Origin of the sequence: Streptomyces sp. NBC_01264 (genome assembly GCF_026340675.1) — a bacterium.
In the GTDB taxonomy this organism is placed as follows: domain Bacteria; phylum Actinomycetota; class Actinomycetes; order Streptomycetales; family Streptomycetaceae; genus Streptomyces.
Genome location: NZ_JAPEOX010000001.1, coordinates 3,259,185 through 3,275,454 on the forward strand (window position 1 = coordinate 3,259,185; position 16,270 = coordinate 3,275,454).

The following is a 16,270-nucleotide window of genomic DNA, read 5'->3' on the forward strand; positions in this document are numbered from 1 at the left end:
GAGTCAGGACTTCTCGTAGTAGTAGCCCTCGCCGTGGGAGGGGCCGACGTTGTGCTGGAGGCCGACCGGGAGGCTCTTGGTGAAGAAGGAGGGGTCCAGGACCCCGCAGAACTGGCTGGTGGACTTGGATTTGTCCACCGCCGCCGCGCCGATGTTGATCCGGGTCCCGCCGGAGGCCAGTGAGGTCACCTTCGCGATGTTCTCGCAGTGGCCCATCTGGGTCTCGTTGATCAGGCGGACCGCCCCGGACCGGGTGATGATCACCGTCCCCGGCTGGCCGATGTTGAGGTTGTCCTTGTAGGTCCAGGTCCCGGCGAAGTACGCGGGGACCGCGTCGCCGCCGCCGGAGCCGCCACCGCTCGGCGAACCGCCGCCACTGGGCGAACCGCCGCCGCTCGGCGAGCCCGATCCCCCCGGGGTGGCGCTCGGGCCGGTGCCCGTACCGGCGCCGCCGGCGGCCGGGCCCCCGGCGCCGCCCTGGCTCGCACTGCTCCCGCCCGGGGTGCCGGAGCCTCCGCCGGGGGTACCCGCGCCCGCCGCGGCGCCCTGTCCGGCGGTGGCCTGTCCGTCCGGCGCCGGTACGGGCGGGCTCTGCGCGGCCTGGGGGCTTTCGGGGTTCGGTGTGCCCGGGGCGGGCGAACCGCTCCCCGCCGAAGGGGAGCCCGAGGAGGCGCCGGGCGTCACGGAAGCACTGCTCGCCGGGGGCGAAGCCTGCGATCCGCCGCCGTCGCCGCCGAACGGCTGGAGTAGGGCCACCGTGCCCCCGCCGACGGTCAGCACCAGGACCGCCGGCACGGCGACGGTCAACCGCCGCCGGGCCCCGCGCCGCTCGCCTTGCGCCGCGCCGCCGGCGGCCGGGCCGGCCACCGGCGCGGGCACGGGCCCGCCCGACGGGCCGCCCGACGGCCCGCCCGACGGCTCGACCACCGCGACGACCTGCTCGCCCGACGTACCCACCCCGCCGGACGCTTCCGCCTCCGGCCGCGGCCCGAGCGTCGCCCGGTCCGGGCTCGGCGCATCCCCCGCTCCCCCGTCCCCCGCGGGCGCGGGCCCGGGATCCGACACCGGCACGGGATCAGACACCGGCAATGGCGCCGGAACCGGCACCGACAGCGGTTCCGAAACCCGCACCGCCTCCGCGTCGAGGAGCCGCGCCGCCTGCCGGGCCAGCCGTTCCACCACCTCGGGCGGCAGCCACGCCCCGCCGCGCGCCGCCGGGAGGACCCTCTCGGGGTCCGCGAGCAGCTCGTCCACGCCCGGCCGGTCCTCCACACCCTTGACCAGGCAGCGGCCGATCAGCGCGCGCAGCGGGGCGTCCGCCACCCGCTCCAGGGCCGGTTCGCCCTCCACGATCTGGAACATCACCGCGTGCTGGTTGCTGGCGCCGTGCCCGAAGGGCAGCTCGCCCGTGGCCGCGTACATCAGGACACAGCCGAGCGTGAACACGTCGCTCTTCGCCCCGGCCCGCTGACCGCGCACCTGCTCGGGCGACATGAACCCGGGCGAGCCGACGACCATGCCGGTGCTGGTGAGCCGCGATTCGACGGAGGTCTCCAGGGCGCGCGAGATCCCGAAGTCGATGACCCGGCTGCCCTCGACGGTCAGCATCACGTTCGACGGCTTGAGGTCGCGGTGCACGATCCCGGCGGTGTGGATGTCCTTCAGCGCGTGCAGCAGCCCGTCCGCGAGGGCGTGTACGGAGTCCACGGGCAGGGGGCCGTACCGGCGCACGATCTGCTCCAGCGAGAGCCCGGGTACGTATCCGGTGGCCACCCAGGGCCGCTCGGCGTCGGGGTCCGCCTCCAGGACGGGCGCGGTGTACCGCTCGCCCACCTTCCGGGCGGCGTCGATCTCGCGGCGGAAGCGGGCCCGGAACTGCGCGTCGGCCACGTGTTCCTCGTGCACCACCTTCACGGCGACCGTACGCCCGCCCTCGGACCGGGCCAGGAACACCCGCCCCATCCCGCCAGCCCCGAGGCGCCCGAGCAGCAGGTACGGTCCGATCCGGCTCGGATCCCCGGCCGCGAGCGGCTTTATGCCGCCGTCGGCGTTGTCGTCGTCGCCCTTGCGCGCGCTGCTCATACTGCCCGTCCCCCGATGGTCCGCCGCGGCCGGCCGGACTGGCGTGTCCGGCCGAACCCGCATCAGGGTAAAGCCAGTTACGTTCAGGATGAAGCTACGCCTACGCGGCGGTGCAGACGACCCAGGCCGAAGCGGTGTTGCTCTGGCCGCTGTCGGTGTTCTTCACCCCCACCGTCCAACCCGTGGGACTGGGAAGGGAGTCGGTGACGAACGTGAGCACGCTGCTGGTCTGGCCGCCGCCCCCGGTGGGCACCATGCCCGCCGGACAGTTCACGTGCACGAAGCTGAAAGCGCCGGCCGGGATGGAGACGCTGTCACCCCGGTACTGCGGATGCGCGCTCTGCGGCGCGACGACACCGGGCTCGGTGGGGGGCGCGGGCTTGGGCGGATCGCCTCCGGAGTCCCACGCGTTGGCGGAGAACGCGCTTCCGGCGAGGAGCACGATCGAGGTCACGGCGGCCAGGGCGAGAGAGCGGGCGGGTTTCATACCGGCCTTCCTTTGCACACGCGGGTTCGGGTCGGCCCTGGACTTCCCCGAACCAGCGGGGTGACCCGCCCGGCCACCCGTCCGGCGGAGGAAGAAACGTATGTGCGCATGCCGAACGAGTGACCCCCGCATCACGCGACCACGGTGGGGGACGTGTGGCCTTCGACCGCAACGCAACGAGGAGGCCGCGATGATCCGCGCGCGAAGTTTCCGAACCGCCGCACTGACGACCGGTGCTCTTTCCGCCGCCGCCCTCCCTGCTCCGCCCCGTACGCATGGGCACACGGCGAGCCGGCGGCGCCGACCACGATGTCCACGACCCGCAGTGCGACGCAGCAGCCGGGCCACCCGATCGTCCCGTACCCCGGCAGACAGGGCACCGCGGTGGCGGCTCCCAGCACGTCGTGGGCGGCGGCTTCCAGGCCGGACCTCGCACGTTCGCCAGCGCATCGGACTGGGAGAACGGAGCGACGGGGACGGCCCACGCGGAGTGCCCCGCCGGGCAGGTGCCGAGCGGAGGCGGCGGATCCGGCAGCTTCGACGTCCTCCTCACCACCTCGGGCCCGACCGAGACGGGCTGGACGGTCCGGGCGAAGAACATGGGCTTCGCCCAGAACACCCTCTTCGCCTCGGCGATGTGCACGGCCCCCTGAAGGCTGTACCACCGGCCGTACGGGTACTTCCGCCGGGCCGGGCCGGTTCGGGGAGGCCTCTCACCCGAATCCTTTCTGCTCAAGGCAGGGCGGGCGGTGCCGGCCGCCCTGCACGGCTCACGGGACGCCGGAGCCCCTAATGGGCGCTATGCCCGCCCCATGGATGTTGCTTGAGTGCGCGTGTTCCGTGCACGCCGTCACCAGGGAGTCCCCATGTCCTACCGCCCCCGCCTCCGCAGCGCGTTGATCGGCGCGTGCACCGCGGCGCTGCTCGCCGGCCCCGGACTGCTCGCACTCCCCGCACAGGCTGAGAGCCCGCAGGCTCCGGCGGCAGCGTCCCGGATGTCGACGCGGCCCGAGATGCAGGTCATGACGTTCCTCGGCGACTACCGGGACGCCGTGCTGGGCCAGCACTCGGAGGGCAAGAGCACGGCCGACGTCCGGAAGGACTTCCTCACGTCCGGCCTCGACGGCAGCCTGTACGACTGGGGCGCGGCGAACCAGAAGGACGCGATCTTCCGCACGAACGAGCTGCCCAGCGGCTGGTCCGCGGTGGAGCAGGAGCAGGCGAACGGCCACGCCAAGGTCGTCCTGACCCAGACCTTCGAGAACGGCACGACGTCCGAGGTCTGCTACCAGGTGAACCTCGACGGCCTGCTCATCGACGGCCTGACCGACCCCTCCTGAACGCCCCGCCGGCCGACGGACCGTGAACCTCCGTCAGGCCAACCGCGCACCCGCCGAGTCCGGCGCGGGGGCGATCCGCCGCTCGGGCAGCCAGGGCCCGGGCTCGGGTACGGGCACCGGCTCCGGCTCGGCCGCGGAGTGCCCCTCGGCGAAACGGGGCAGGTGGTCCCGGTCCAGCACCAGGAACTCCTCCGCGAGTCCGTGCGTGCCGGACGCCCGGGGTCCGAGGGGGTGGACCGTGCACGGCACGCCGAGGTCGGCCGCGATGTGCGAGGGCGGCAGCGGGTGCCAGTCCTCGTCCAGGTAGGAGTTGGTCTCCAGCGACACCACCGCCACGGCGTCGTTGGCCACCGCACCACCCCCCGAGAACCCGATTCGGTCACCGCCGGTCAGCGGGTGCGCGCGTGCTCGACGGCCGCCGTCGCCAGGCCCGCCACGAACGGGTGGGCGCGGGTGCCGTCGCCGTCCAGTTCGGGCTGGAAGAGGGTGGCCAGGAAGAAGGGGTGCCCGGCCAGTTCGGCGATGCGGATGTCGCCGGATTCGTCGGCGCCGGTGAAGGTCATGCCGTGGGCACGGAGCATGTCCAGGTGGAGGGGGTTGGGGCCGTAGTTGCAGTGGTACCGGGCCTGCGTGCGGTCCGCGCCGAGCAGGCGGGCGGCGCGGGAGCCGGGGGTGACCCGTACGGCGCCTTCGTGGCCCACCAGCGAGCAGGCCAGCGGGACGACCACCGCGTCCGTCTCGGCGGCCGCCGGGTCGTTCTCGGCGTGGGCGGCCCGGTCGAGGCCGCAGACCGTACGGGCGAACTCCAGCAGGGCGTGCTGGAAGCCGCCGCAGGTGCCGAGGAAGGGGATGCCGTTCTCGCGGGCGTCCCGGATCGCCCCGAGCACCCCGCCCTCGCTGCGGTACGGGCTGCCGGGCAGGACCCAGACGGCGTCGAAGCCGGCCATGCCCTCGCCCGCCTCCTCGGTGGGGATCCAGTAGGCGTCGAGGTCCAGGCCCTCGCGCAGGCGCAGCGCCTCCAGCAGGCCGGGGACGCGGGCGTGGGACCGTACGGCGTCGGAGCGGTCCGCGATCAGGGCGATGCGGGCGGGTGACACGGGGGCGGGTGCCGTGCGGGCGGGTGACGTGGGGTGGTTCGCGTTCATGACCGCCATCCTCCGAGCCGCCGGCCCATCACGTCCAACGATGATCCTCACTACCCGCATAAGCGATACTGATGCCCATGGATCCGCATCTCCTCCGCACCTTCGTCGCGGTCCTCGAACACCGCTCCTTCTCCACCGCCGCCTCGGTCCTCGGCTACACGCAGTCGGCCGTCTCCCAGCACATCGCCGCGCTCGAGGCCGACCTGGGCGCCCGCTTGGTCGAGCGGCGGCCCGTCGCCCCCACCGAGGCGGGGGCCCGGCTGATGGAGCACGCCCCGGCGCTGCTCCTGCGCCTGGACGCGGCCCGCGCCGACATCGCCCGCCTGCACTGGACCCCCGACGCCCGGCTGACACTGGCCTGTTCCCCCGCGGCCGTCGGCCCGGCGCTCGCGCGGGCCCTGGCCCGGCTGCGCGCCGCGGGACCGGTGGAGATCGACCTCCATGTCCTGGGCAGGGACTCCGTCCTCGAGGAGGTCCTGACCGCCCGCGCCGACCTCGGCCTCGTGGACGGAGTGGCCGCGCCCAGCGACCCCCTCCCGCTGCCGGACCTCGGCCCCACCGTCACCCTCGCGGTCGCCGAGGAGCCCCTGGCCGTGCTCTTCCCGCACACCCATCCCCTGGCGCGCCGGAGTTCGGTCCGGCTGCCCGACCTCGCGCAGGCGCAGTGGATCGACGCCCCCGACACGGCGGTCCCCCTCGCCCGGCTCCGCGAGGTCAGCCACACCCCCGGCTTCCGCCCCCGGATCCGCCACCACGGCACCGATCCGCACGCCCTGGCGGCCCTGGCCGCCGCCGGCCACGGCCTGACCGCTCTCCCCCTCTCTGTGGCCGCCAACTTCCCCGCCACCACGGCGATCCCGGTCCGCACCCCCCGCCTGGTCCACCGCACGGAACTCCTCCACCCCACGACCCCGACCCCGCACGCGGCGGAACTGGCGGCCCTCCTCACGGTCACCGGCGCGCAACGGGGTGGGTGACCCGGGATCACGACACGGCGCCTACTTCCAGTCCACGCCCTTGACCGACAACTTGGTCGCCCCGTACGCGTCGGTGGAGAGGACCGTCGCAGGTCCACCACCCTTCAGGACCTCCACGACCGCTGTCACGCTCCACACTTCCTCGAGGCTGGCCCATTTGCGGCGCCCCCCACCGAGCAGCGCCCCCGATGTGTTCTCCGCGCGCATCTCGATCCAGTTCCCCGCAGTGCGGCCTCGGTCCCTGTAGATCCCCTCGAGCGTGCACGTGACCAGGGAGCCACCGTTCTCCAGCGCGAAGACCGGCAGTTCTTCCCCCACCGGCCGGTAGGAGAAGCTGCGCTGCAACTCGTCCTCGTCCCACCCGTTGAAGTGGTCCACCAACTTGCTGGTGAAGTCACCGCGTTCGAAGTGCGGACTGTCCGGCTTCCCGGCCGGCACGGTGAAGCTCAAGTAGTCCGCGTATCGCCCCCACACACCGAGGTCCGCCGTCGCGGTCGGTGACAGCCGCACACTGCCGACCGCTTCCCGGGCCGGCGCCGGCATCACCTTCGGCCGGGCCTTGACGACTCCGTCCTTCGGAGACTGCGTCGGCGTCGGCTCGTCGCTCCCGCCGGGCGGCGGGGGCTCGGTGACCACCCAGGTGGCCGCCACCGCCTTCCATCCCGCACCGTCTCCGCCGCGAGTGAAGTAGTGCAGGACGGAGCTCCGGTCCGTCTCCGCCCCCTCCCGCTTGCTCAGCACGGCGAATCCCGGGGAGCCGGGGCACCCTCCACCACCGACGGAATCAGAAAGGTCGGCCGCACGTACCGGACGGGCGTGTCCTTGGTCCCCAGGGCCTGGTGCAGCCGCGCCGAAGCCCGGCTCTCCTCCAGCAGCCGACCGCCCTCCACACGGGCGAGCGCCTCGGGGTCCCCCTTCGCGTCGGCCGCGGCGTTCTCCAGCACGTACCTGTCGAAGACCTCCTTGGCCTGCGCCTCCGTCAGCAGCGGCGCGGCGGCTTCAGTGCCGGGCGAAGAGCGGCCGGGGGATCCAACGGCCCCGCCGCCGCTCGTGCACCCGGCCACGACCGTCCCCACCAGGACTACGGCTCCCCACGCACTCCACGCACGCCCACGAACGACCATCGCCCGCCCCCCCCTGTCGGTCCATCAGATCGACGTGATCATAGAGTGCGAGGATGGCCGTGATCGTCGAAGGAGTTGAGTCCCCGTGCCCGCAAGCCACTACGGCTTTCCTCCCGAACGCGCCGCTCTCCTAGCCCACTTGGTCGGCCGGTGCACACCGTTGCTCGAGCGGGGCGAGGGCATGGAACACCGTCCAGCGGCTGCTGCGGGAGCTCGGGACGGGGGTGATGGACTCGATCATCGTCACCCGGGAACTGCTGGGGGTCGGCCTCATGGAGGCGCAGGAGATCGTGGTGTCGAGTGCCGCCTGGACACCCGGGCTGCCGGAGGACCGGCAGCCCGTGGATCCGGCGGAGCGGGCCGGGGATGTCACCGAAGCCCTCCTGCGGCTGCCCCCGACCCGACGGGCCACCAGGCTCCTCGCCGTCGACGGCGCCGGAGGATCGGGCAAGACGACCTTGGCCACGGTGGTGGCCGCGCGTCTCGACGGCGCCGTCGTGGTGCACGTGGACGACTTCTACCGCCCCATGCCCGAGCGCGAGCGACTCGACGCGGAACAGGGCTACCACCGCTACTTCGACTGGGAGCGCCTGCGTGACCAGGTCCTGATACCGCTGCGGGCCGACCGGGCCGCCCGCTACCAGCTCTACGACTGGAGCACCGGACGGCTGGGGGCCTGGCGCGAGGTCGCCGCCGGCAGCGTGGTGATCGTCGAGGGGGTCTACTCCGCCCGCCCGGAAACGGCCCCCTACTACGACCTCACCGCCTACGTGGACACCCCTCGGGACGTCTGCCTGCGAAGGGTGCGCGCACGCGGTGAGAACTCCGAGGCATGGATCCTGCGCTGGCGCGCCGCCGAGGACCACTACCTGCGCACGACCTGGCCCCAGACCCGGGCCGACCTCCTCGTCAGGGGCTACTGAGCGGGCGGCACCCACACCCTCAGGAAGCCGGCCCGCCTTCCTGGGCGCGGCTCAAGAGGTACTCCGTCGCCCGGGCGATGGCTTCGGCGTACGTGGGGTGCACCGCCTCCGACTCCTCTTCCTGTCCGTCCGCGGCCACGGCGGTGTACCACCAGGCGTCGGCGTCCGGGTCGTGGTGGATGACGGCGGTGCCGCCCGCGTAGCGCAGCGGGATGGACTCGCTGGCGGACCGCTTCGCCACCGCGTGGGGCCACTTCAGGCGGGCGGACTGGCGCTTGATGCCGCCCCAGGCCGCGCCCAGCTGCGCGTAGCTGGCTCCGCTGCGGCCCGCGACGGTCGCGGCGCTCTCCGCCATCCGGTCCACGGAACGCTTGGCTTCGTACAGTGCCCGCAGCAGGGCCAGTTGCACATCGGGGGCGGCCATGAGGGCGGGGTCGAAGGGCTTGCCGGCGGCGCGGTAGGCCTGCGCGCGCGTCGAGATGCGCTGGGCCAGGGGGCGGACCGCGTCGAGCACTTGGTCGTCCATCGCGAACGCCTCGTCGTGGTCGGGCTCGCTCCAGGCGGGCTCCACCAGGCTCACGACGGCGGCCCAGAAGTCCTCGTCGTTCCGGTCGGGGGTCGGGATCCGAGTTGAATCGTCCATGCGACATGTTTACCTGTCGCTGGTCGCCATGACAAGTAAAACTGTCAGAAGAGCAGAAGGCTGGTCACCCCTGCCTCATCGCATCGCCGACGCCCGCCCGACCCCGGGCATGGCGCCCTACCAGCGGGTAAGGCACCATGGGCCGCCGATGTACGCCGCCGTACGCGCATACGGCCCACCCCGCAGGAGGAACACCATGGCCAGCCCCAAGCCGGAGACCCTCGCCGCCTTCGAGGCCGCCAAGGGGTTCATGCCCGTAGGGGAAGGGCTCGCCCTGTACGAGGCGGCCGCCGCCGCGGCGGCGCTCGGGCTGCCGCTCCTGGAGGTCGGCACGTACTGCGGGCGCTCCACGATCCTGCTCGCCGACGCCGCCCGCGAGGCGGGGGTGAGCGCGCTCACCGTGGACCACCACCGGGGCAGCGAGGAGCAGCAGCCCGGCTGGGAGTACCACGACCCGAGCGTCGTGGACCCGGAGATCGGGCTCATGGACACCCTGCCGACCTTCCGCCGGACCCTGCACAAGGCCGGCCTGGAGGACCACGTCATCGCGATCGTCGGCCGTTCCCCGCAGGTCGCCGCGGCCTGGGGCGGCAAGCTCGGCCTGGTCTTCATCGACGGCGGCCACACCGACGAGCACGCCACGGGCGACTACGAGGGCTGGGCCCCGCACGTCGCCGAGGGCGGCACGCTGGTGATCCACGACGTGTTCCCCGACCCGGCCGACGGCGGCCAGGCCCCGTACCGCATCTACGTGCGCGCCCTGGCCTCGGGCGCCTTCGAGGAGGTCTCGGTGACGGACTCCCTGCGCGTCCTGCGCCGCACGGGCGCGGGCATCTGACCTTCAGGTCCAGCGGCGGGGCCCTGGGCGGGGCCCGGCGCGGGGCCGGCCCCGGCATATAAGCGCACCGCGCCCCCGGATGGCCCACGGTCCGCACACCCGACCGACCGCCGGTCTAGCATCGCCGGGTGCGCTACGACGAAAGCTCCCCGCCGCTCCCCGAGTCCTCGACGTCCATCAGTCCGGACCGGCCCTGGTACGCCCGCCGGTCGACCCTGGTCGTCGCGGCGGCGGCGATCGCCCCGACCGTTCTGGCCGGGTGGGTACTGACCGAGGTGCTGGGCGGGGGCGCGAGCGACGACTCGCGGCCGCCCCACATCGTGATGCCGCTCGCGGCGTCGGCGTCGGCCCCGGCCGCGACTCCGGCCGTGACTCCGGCCGCGACTCCGGCCGCGAACCCGGCTCCCGGAGGGACCACCCCCGCCAAGGGCCTCGCCGGCCGCACCGTCGTCATCGACCCCGGCCACAACACGGGCAACTTCAAGCACACCACCGAGATCAACCGCCAGGTGGACATCGGCACCAACCGCAAGGAGTGCGACACCACCGGCACGACCACGAACTCCGGCTACATGGAAGCCGAGTTCAGCATGGACGTGTCCCGGCGGCTGCGCACCGTCCTGGAGGCCAAGGGCCTCAAGGTGGTCCTCACCCACGAGGCCGGCAAGGAGCGCCCCTTCGGCCCCTGCATCGACGAGCGCGCCCGGATCGGCAACGAGGCCGCCGCCGACGCCGTGGTCTCCGTCCACGCGGACGGGGTCTCGGCCGGGAGCCGCGGCTACCACGTGATCCTCCCCGCCAAGGTCAAGGGCGGCGGCGCCGACACCGCGAAGATCATCGAACCGTCCCGGCAGCTCGGCGAGCGGATCGCCGGGAACTTCGCCCGGACCACCGGTTCCGCCCCCGCCAACTACCTCGGCAGCGGCACCGGATTGGTCGTGCGCGACGATCTGGGCGGACTGAACCTCTCGACCCGCCCCAAGGTGTTCATCGAATGCGGCAACATGCGTGATGCCAAGGACGCGGCACAACTGTCGAGTCCGGAGTGGCGCCAGAAAGCGGCCCAGGGCATCGCGGACGGCATCGTCGGCTTCCTCGGCGGGTAGGGCCACGGGGACCGTCCTTCCGGACGGCCCGCAGCCCCGACCCTCTCGGCCGCGGTGAAGCTCCGTACCATGGTGCCGCCCGCCCCCTGCGTCACGGCGGGCGCCCACGGCACCACGAGACGACGAGACCGAGAAGGACACCTAAGACGTGAACATCCGATCCCTCACACGAGGCGACGGCGTGGTGATCGGAGCAGCGGCGTTGCTGTTCATCGCCTCGTTCCTTGATTTCTACTCCGTGCCCAACTTCGACGCACCGAGCGCGTGGGACACCGATGCGTACCGCCTGGCGCTGCCGAGCATCTTCCTGCTCGCGTTCATCGCCGTCGGCCTGCTCGTCGCGGCCCGCCTGCAGCCCGCCGGACGCCAGCTCCTGGGCCTTCCCTTCCAGGCCTGGGGCACGGTGCTCGCCGTCGCGGCCGCCTGGTCCGCACTCTGGGGCCTCATCACCTGCCCGACCGGGGCCGACCTCGGCGCGGGCGCCATCATCGCCTTCCTCGCCACGGCGGCGCTGGCCGGCGTGACTCTCTTCGGCTCGAAGGTCCCGGCGCTCGCCGGGCAGCTGATCCCGGACCCGAAGCCCGCCGCCGCGGCCGTCCCGCCGTACGGCGGCCAGCCGCAGCCGGGCGCCGGGTACGGGTACCCGGGCGGCCAGGAGCCGCAACCGTACGGGGCCGCCCCGCAGCCGGTCCCGCCCTACGGTGGCGGCCACGAGCAGCCCCAGGCCCCGCAGGACGCGACCCCGCAGCCCGCCCCGGCGGCGGACTTCACGCCGTTCTGGTTCGCCGTTCCGGTGGCCCGCCCGCTCTTCGCCGAGGACGGAAACCCCGCCCCGATCGCGGAGCTCGCCCCCGGCACCTGGTACCTGGCCGTGGAACAGCGCGGCCAGGCCACCCTGATCGCCCAGACCCAGGACGGCCGCCGCGGCGTCCTGAACGACACCTCGGGCATCCAGCGCGGCTGATCCCGGGCGCACGCACGCACAACGGCCCCCCGCCCTTCCGGGCGGGGGGCCGTTGCCCTACAGTCACCTGACGCATCGTCAGATTCGTGGAGGGGACCGTCACATGCGCCTCGGACTCGCACTCGGATACTGGGGCCGCGGCCCCAATCCGGACCACCTCGACCTCGCCGCCGAAGCCGAGAACCTCGGCTACGACTCCGTGTGGACCGCCGAGGCCTGGGGCTCGGACGCCTTCACCCCGCTCACCTGGATCGCGGCGCACACCTCACGGATCCGCCTGGGCACCGCCATCGCGCAGATGGCCGCCCGCACCCCGACCGCCACCGCCATGCAGGCACTGACCCTGGACCACCTGTCCGGCGGCCGGATGATGCTGGGCCTGGGCCTGTCCGGCCCGCAGGTGGTCGAAGGCTGGTACGGGCGTCCCTTCCCGTCCAGCCCCCTGACGGCGACCCGGGAGTACGTGGACGTCATCCGCCAGGTGCTGCGCCGCGAGGCACCGGTCGCCCTGGACGGCCGCTTCCACAGCCACCCGTACCGGGGCGCGGACGGCACCGGCATCGGCAAGCCGCTCAAGCCCATCACCCACCCGCTGCGGGCGGACCTGCCCGTCCTGCTCGGCGCGGAGGGCCCGAAGAACATCGCCCAGACCACCCGCATCGCGGACGGCTGGCTCCCCCTGTACTGGTCGCCGACCCGCACGGACGTCTACCAGGCCTCGCTGTCCGAGCTCCCCGAGGGGTTCATGATCGCCCCGATGGCCCGGGCGAAGGTCTGCGACGACGTCGCGGAGGGACTGCTCCCGGTGAAGGCGATGCTGGGCTTCTACATCGGCGGGATGGGCCACGCGGCACGCAACTTCCACGCCGACCTCATGGGCCGGATGGGGTACGAGGAGGAGGCGCAGCGGATCCAGGAGCTGTTCCTGGCCGGGCGCAAGGAGGAGGCCGTCATGGCCGTCCCGGACGCCTTCGCGGACGAGATCTCCCTGGTCGGCCCCCGGGAGCGGATCGCCGAACGCCTGGAGCTGTGGCGCAAGGGCCCGGTGACCGACCTGCTCCTGACCGCCCCCGACCCGCACACCCTGCGGGTCCTGGCGGAGCTGAACAGCTAGAGGGCGTCTCTCCGTCGCGGCTGCCGCGACTCGGTGTCCGGGGCTTCCTCCGCCAGGGGCTCCGGGAGGGACCCCGGGGCCGTCTCCGGGAGGGCCGCCAGGAGCTCCCGCAGGTCCAGCGGCATCACGGCGATCTCCATGGAGCCGCCGTCCCCCGCGAACTCCACCGTCACGATCCGCGAGCCCGGGTTGATGGAGATGCCCTCCCGCACGGAGGGCACCCGTACGCCGGTGGCCCGGGCGCCGGTCAGCGGCACGGGCTCGGCCCGGCGGGGTACCCAGCGGGCCGCGCCCTGGCCGGCGTACACCCGGCCGCTGCGCCAGCGGCCCGTGCCCGCGGCCCGGCGCGCCATGCAGGGGATCCCCGCCGGGGAGCCGGCGGCCTGGCGGCGGCGGTGCTTGCGGCGCATCAGCCAGCCGGTCGCGGCGGCGACGGCGGCGAGGAACACGAACTCGATCACCGGGCCATTGAAACAGGCGAAGCGGGCCGGACCGGAATACTCCGGTCCGGCCCGCTTCCGGGAACGCGTCAGCCGGTCAGCCGGTCAGCTGGCCCGCGCTCGGGACCTTGTCGGTCACCGTGGCGCCCGCGCTCTCGCCGGCCTCCTTGACGCCGTTGACGACGTTCTCGAAGGCGCCGATGTCGGCGTCGCCCGCCTGGCCCTTGCGCAGCTTGGAACCGAGCCCCTTGAGGGATTCGATGCTCGCCGCCAGAGGCCCCACGGCCTTCGACAGCAGCGGGTCGTCCTTGGCGTTCTCATGAGCCGCCTTCAGCCGGTTGTAGGCGAAGGCGCCCGCGAGGCCCGCCTTGACCATGGCGAAGGTGCGGCCCTTGGCGCCCTTCTTGAACTTGCCGGCACGGTGCGGCTTGATGATCCACTGGTAGGTGGCACCGGTCGCGAGCCCCGCGTTGGCGACGAAGCGGGCCTTGGCGAACTTCTGCTTCTCTGCCGGGCTGGCCGAGGGAGCGGCGGCGGCCGCTTCCGCATCCTCGGCGGAGGCCGCCGCATCGGCCTCGGCGAACGCGGCCATGGCCACCGAAACCTCGTCGGCCTGACCGACGGCGGTCTTGTCGCCACCGCCCGAGCCGCAGGCGGTGGCACCGCCGAGCAGGGCGCAGGACAGGAGCACCGCCGTGAGGGTGCGGCGGAAGCGGACGGGTGTGGTGGGCAGCGACACGGGTTTCCTCCGGGGCTGAGGCGTCCCCCGCAGCCTCACCCCGACCACCCGGCTCCGCCACCCGGGCGGCCCGTTCGGGTTGCCGTTCGGGTTTGCGCCTACGGATGCCCCTCGGATACACCCCTTCGGGTTTACCCGGCCCGGGAGCGGCCAGAAGCGCGGCATGCCCACACACACGCGAGTGCACACCAGAGGAAGCAGCCAGGCGGGCCGCGCCGTCGCGGTCGTCGCCGACGTCATGGCCTTCGTCATCGGCCTGTGGATCCTGCTGTACCTGCTGGACGCCAACCAGGGCAACGCCCTGGTCGAATTCATCCACGACGCGGCGACCTGGCTCGCCGGCTGGTCCTACGACCTCTTCACCTTCAACCGCGACTGGGTCCAGGTGGTGATCGGCTACGGCATCGCGGCCGTCGCCTACCTGGTCATCGGCCACGCCATCGCGGGGCGGCTCTACCGCCGCTAGGCCGAGACGGCCTAGCCGCAGCAGTCCGGTTCCAGGCCCGCCGGCAGGGTCAGCCCGCCGAAGACCGTGCCGGTGGCCTCGTCGCCGCCCAGGGCGGCCACCGCGAGGAGCAGCGAGCCCGCCGTCCAGGTGGTCTGCTCGACGGGCCAGACCGCCCCGTCGTCGAAGACGTACCCGGTCCAGTACATGCCGTTCTCGGCCCGCAGGTGACCGATCGAGCGCAGGATCTCCAGCGCCCGGTCCGACTCCCCCGTCGCCCACAGCGCGAGCGCCAGTTCGCAGGACTCCCCGCCGGTCACCCAGGGGTTCGGCAGCACGCACCGTACGCCGAGGTCCGGGACGACGAACTCCTCCCAGCGTTCCTCGATCCGGGCCTTCGCCTCCGCACCGGTCAGCGCGCCGCCGAGGACCGGGTAGTACCAGTCCATGGAATAGCGGGACTTGTCGAGGAACCGCTCCGGGTGCCGGCGTATCGCGTGCCCGAGGGCGCCCGCGGCCAGTTCCCAGTCGGGCTGCGGGTCGCCCCGGTACTCGGCGATGGCCAGTGCGCAGCGCAGCGCCTGGTGGATGGAGGAGGAGCCGGTGAGCAGGGCGTCCGAGACGTCCTCGCCGGACGGTTCGCGCTTCCAGCCGATCTCGCCGCCCGGCTGCTGGAGCCGCAGGACGAACTCGACGGCCGCGTACACGGCGGGCCACATCCGGTCGAGGAAGGCCTCGTCGCCGGTGGACAGGTAGTGGTGCCAGACGCCGACGGCGAGGTACGCGGTGAAGTTGGTCTCGCGGCTCGCGTCCTGCGGCTCGCGGGTGTCGACCCCGTCCTCGCGGTCGGCGTAGGCCGCGTACCAGGAGCCGTCGTCGTTCTGGTGGCGGACCAGCCAGTCGTAGGCCCGCTCGGCGGCCTCGTGCTCGCCGGCCGCGTCGAGGGCCATCGCGGCCTCGGTGTGGTCCCACGGGTCGAGGTGGTGCCCGCGGAACCACGGGATGGCCCCGTCGGTGCGCTGCGCGGCGAGGATCCCGGCGACGGTGGCGGCGGCCTGATCGGCCGTCAGTACGCCGTCCAGTACGAGGTGTTCGGGTGCGGTGCGCCCGGGAGAACTCACTGCGCGGCGCCCACGGCCTCGGCCGCCGCCGCGTCCCCGACCGCGACTGCGGGCAGGTGCGGCTTGGTGGCGTAGGCGACGAAGCTCTTGCCTATGACCGGGTTCAGGGCCTGCTCCGCGAGCCGGGTGAGCGCGGGCTTCTTCATGATGTCCCAGACCAGGAGCTTGTGGTACGCCTTGACGGGCAGCGCCTGGTCGTTGTCGACGCCGAAGGCGCACTTGAGCCACCAGTACGGCGAGTGCAGGCCGTGCGCGTGGTGGGTGCCGTACGGCTTGAGGCCCGCGGACTCCATCTTGCCGAGCAGCTCCTCCGCCTTGTAGATGCGGATGTGGCCGCCCTCGACCTCGTGGTAGGCGTCGGAGAGCGCCCAGCAGATCTTCTCGGGGCCGTAGCGCGGCACGGTGATGGCGATGCGTCCGCCGGGCTTCAGGACGCGGACCATCTCGGCGAGGACGCCCTTGTCGTCGGGGATGTGCTCCATCACCTCGGAGATGATGACGACGTCGAAGGACTCGTCGGGGAAGGGCAGCGCGAGGGCGTCGCCCTCCATCGCGGTGGCGGTGGCGCCGGCCGGGGCCTCGCCGGCCTCCTTCATCGCGGCGAACCACTTGGCGACCTCGCGGATCTCCTCGCCGTTGCGGTCGAGGGCGACCACCTGGGCTCCGCGCCGGTAGCACTCGAAGGCGTGCCGGCCTGCGCCGCAGCCCAGATCGAGTACGCGGTCGCCTGCGGCGAGCGGGAACCGGGAGAAATCGACGGTCAGCACGTGGTCCTGCCTTCG

At 73.2% G+C, this 16,270-nt stretch carries 20 protein-coding genes; 9 read left to right on the plus strand and 11 right to left on the minus strand.

What is annotated here, in order from left to right; translation table 11 throughout:
* Positions 1-3 precede the first annotated feature (3 nt).
* Together OG435_RS14855 and OG435_RS14860 are read right to left on the minus strand one after the other, a co-directional pair.
* The gene (locus tag OG435_RS14855; RefSeq protein WP_266877305.1) at positions 4-2,082 is read right to left on the minus strand and encodes a serine/threonine-protein kinase; all 2,079 of its coding nucleotides are present in this window, start codon (positions 2,080-2,082) and stop codon (positions 4-6) included.
* A gap of 100 nt (positions 2,083-2,182) precedes the next feature.
* Entirely contained in the window at positions 2,183-2,569 is a 387-nt protein-coding gene (locus OG435_RS14860; protein ID WP_266877306.1) for a hypothetical protein, read from the minus strand.
* Positions 2,570-2,844: 275 nt separating this feature from the next.
* Here OG435_RS14860 and OG435_RS14865 point away from each other — a divergent pair, with 275 nt between their 5' ends.
* Both OG435_RS14865 and OG435_RS14870 read left to right on the plus strand, forming a co-directional pair.
* Positions 2,845-3,222, plus strand: a complete 378-nt coding sequence (locus OG435_RS14865) for a hypothetical protein (RefSeq protein ID WP_266877307.1) — start codon at positions 2,845-2,847, stop codon at positions 3,220-3,222.
* A 213-nt stretch (positions 3,223-3,435) separates the two neighbouring features.
* Entirely contained in the window at positions 3,436-3,909 is a 474-nt protein-coding gene (locus OG435_RS14870; protein WP_266877308.1) for a hypothetical protein, read from the plus strand.
* Between the two features lie 33 nt (positions 3,910-3,942).
* On the opposite strand, the gene OG435_RS14875 is transcribed toward OG435_RS14870, so the two are convergent.
* Positions 3,943-4,260, minus strand: a complete 318-nt coding sequence (locus tag OG435_RS14875; RefSeq protein WP_266877309.1) for a hypothetical protein — start codon at positions 4,258-4,260, stop codon at positions 3,943-3,945.
* Between the two features lie 38 nt (positions 4,261-4,298).
* A complete protein-coding gene (locus tag OG435_RS14880) occupies positions 4,299-5,054 on the minus strand; it encodes a CTP synthase C-terminal region-related (seleno)protein (RefSeq protein ID WP_266877310.1) in 756 nt (251 codons plus the stop codon).
* 77 nt (positions 5,055-5,131) lie between these two features.
* On the opposite strand from OG435_RS14880, the gene OG435_RS14885 reads away from it, so the two are divergent.
* A complete protein-coding gene (locus tag OG435_RS14885) occupies positions 5,132-6,031 on the plus strand; it encodes a LysR family transcriptional regulator (RefSeq protein WP_266877311.1) in 900 nt (299 codons plus the stop codon).
* 21 nt (positions 6,032-6,052) lie between these two features.
* Here the strand turns inward: OG435_RS14885 and OG435_RS14890 are convergent, their stop codons facing one another.
* Together OG435_RS14890 and OG435_RS14895 are read right to left on the minus strand one after the other, a co-directional pair.
* A complete protein-coding gene (locus OG435_RS14890) occupies positions 6,053-6,772 on the minus strand; it encodes a hypothetical protein (protein ID WP_266877312.1) in 720 nt (239 codons plus the stop codon).
* Complete coding sequence (locus tag OG435_RS14895; RefSeq protein ID WP_266877313.1) at positions 6,766-7,107, minus strand: hypothetical protein; 342 nt, start codon at positions 7,105-7,107, stop codon at positions 6,766-6,768. The genes OG435_RS14890 and OG435_RS14895 overlap by 7 nt, the downstream gene beginning before the upstream one ends.
* Before the next feature lie 275 nt (positions 7,108-7,382).
* Between OG435_RS14895 and OG435_RS14900 the strand changes: the two genes are divergently transcribed.
* Positions 7,383-8,078 (plus strand): uridine kinase family protein, encoded by a 696-nt coding sequence (locus tag OG435_RS14900; protein ID WP_266877314.1) that lies wholly within the window; start codon positions 7,383-7,385, stop codon positions 8,076-8,078.
* Between the two features lie 19 nt (positions 8,079-8,097).
* Here the strand turns inward: OG435_RS14900 and OG435_RS14905 are convergent, their stop codons facing one another.
* On the minus strand, positions 8,098-8,721 hold the full coding sequence (locus OG435_RS14905) for a hypothetical protein (protein ID WP_266877315.1): 624 nt from the start codon (positions 8,719-8,721) through the stop codon (positions 8,098-8,100).
* A gap of 196 nt (positions 8,722-8,917) precedes the next feature.
* On the opposite strand from OG435_RS14905, the gene OG435_RS14910 reads away from it, so the two are divergent.
* The 4 genes from OG435_RS14910 (at position 8,918) to OG435_RS14925 (ending at position 12,743) form a co-directional block, all read left to right on the plus strand.
* Positions 8,918-9,559, plus strand: coding sequence for a class I SAM-dependent methyltransferase (locus tag OG435_RS14910; RefSeq protein WP_266877316.1), 642 nt, complete (start codon positions 8,918-8,920; stop codon positions 9,557-9,559).
* Between the two features lie 128 nt (positions 9,560-9,687).
* Positions 9,688-10,665 (plus strand): N-acetylmuramoyl-L-alanine amidase, encoded by a 978-nt coding sequence (locus OG435_RS14915; protein WP_266877317.1) that lies wholly within the window; start codon positions 9,688-9,690, stop codon positions 10,663-10,665.
* A gap of 148 nt (positions 10,666-10,813) precedes the next feature.
* Entirely contained in the window at positions 10,814-11,629 is an 816-nt protein-coding gene (locus OG435_RS14920; protein ID WP_266877318.1) for a hypothetical protein, read from the plus strand.
* Between the two features lie 103 nt (positions 11,630-11,732).
* Entirely contained in the window at positions 11,733-12,743 is a 1,011-nt protein-coding gene (locus OG435_RS14925; RefSeq protein ID WP_266877319.1) for an LLM class F420-dependent oxidoreductase, read from the plus strand.
* Here the strand turns inward: OG435_RS14925 and OG435_RS14930 are convergent.
* Together OG435_RS14930 and OG435_RS14935 are read right to left on the minus strand one after the other, a co-directional pair.
* Entirely contained in the window at positions 12,740-13,204 is a 465-nt protein-coding gene (locus OG435_RS14930; RefSeq protein ID WP_266877320.1) for a hypothetical protein, read from the minus strand. The genes OG435_RS14925 and OG435_RS14930 overlap by 4 nt on opposite strands.
* 76 nt (positions 13,205-13,280) lie before the next feature.
* Positions 13,281-13,916 carry a hypothetical protein gene (locus tag OG435_RS14935; RefSeq protein WP_266881755.1) on the minus strand — a complete coding sequence of 212 codons (636 nt, stop codon included), beginning with the start codon at positions 13,914-13,916 and terminating at the stop codon, positions 13,281-13,283.
* Positions 13,917-14,085: 169 nt separating this feature from the next.
* Between OG435_RS14935 and OG435_RS14940 the strand changes: the two genes are divergently transcribed.
* Entirely contained in the window at positions 14,086-14,388 is a 303-nt protein-coding gene (locus tag OG435_RS14940; RefSeq protein ID WP_266877321.1) for a hypothetical protein, read from the plus strand.
* An 11-nt stretch (positions 14,389-14,399) separates the two neighbouring features.
* On the opposite strand, the gene OG435_RS14945 is transcribed toward OG435_RS14940, so the two are convergent.
* Both OG435_RS14945 and OG435_RS14950 read right to left on the minus strand, forming a co-directional pair.
* Positions 14,400-15,488, minus strand: coding sequence for a prenyltransferase (locus OG435_RS14945; protein WP_266877322.1), 1,089 nt, complete (start codon positions 15,486-15,488; stop codon positions 14,400-14,402).
* A complete protein-coding gene (locus OG435_RS14950; protein ID WP_266877323.1) occupies positions 15,485-16,255 on the minus strand; it encodes a class I SAM-dependent methyltransferase in 771 nt (256 codons plus the stop codon). Before OG435_RS14950 ends, OG435_RS14945 begins: the two co-directional genes overlap by 4 nt.
* Positions 16,256-16,270 lie beyond the last annotated feature (15 nt).

Coding starts and splice junctions, on each gene's coding strand:
- OG435_RS14855 (WP_266877305.1), bottom strand. CDS start 2,082: ATGAGCAGCGCGCGCAAGGGCGACGACGACAACGCCGACGGCGGCATA.
- OG435_RS14860 (WP_266877306.1), bottom strand. CDS start 2,569: ATGAAACCCGCCCGCTCTCTCGCCCTGGCCGCCGTGACCTCGATCGTG.
- OG435_RS14865 (WP_266877307.1), top strand. CDS start 2,845: ATGGGCACACGGCGAGCCGGCGGCGCCGACCACGATGTCCACGACCCG.
- OG435_RS14870 (WP_266877308.1), top strand. CDS start 3,436: ATGTCCTACCGCCCCCGCCTCCGCAGCGCGTTGATCGGCGCGTGCACC.
- OG435_RS14880 (WP_266877310.1), bottom strand. CDS start 5,054: ATGAACGCGAACCACCCCACGTCACCCGCCCGCACGGCACCCGCCCCC.
- OG435_RS14885 (WP_266877311.1), top strand. CDS start 5,132: ATGGATCCGCATCTCCTCCGCACCTTCGTCGCGGTCCTCGAACACCGC.
- OG435_RS14900 (WP_266877314.1), top strand. CDS start 7,383: ATGGACTCGATCATCGTCACCCGGGAACTGCTGGGGGTCGGCCTCATG.
- OG435_RS14905 (WP_266877315.1), bottom strand. CDS start 8,721: ATGGACGATTCAACTCGGATCCCGACCCCCGACCGGAACGACGAGGAC.
- OG435_RS14910 (WP_266877316.1), top strand. CDS start 8,918: ATGGCCAGCCCCAAGCCGGAGACCCTCGCCGCCTTCGAGGCCGCCAAG.
- OG435_RS14925 (WP_266877319.1), top strand. CDS start 11,733: ATGCGCCTCGGACTCGCACTCGGATACTGGGGCCGCGGCCCCAATCCG.
- OG435_RS14940 (WP_266877321.1), top strand. CDS start 14,086: ATGCCCACACACACGCGAGTGCACACCAGAGGAAGCAGCCAGGCGGGC.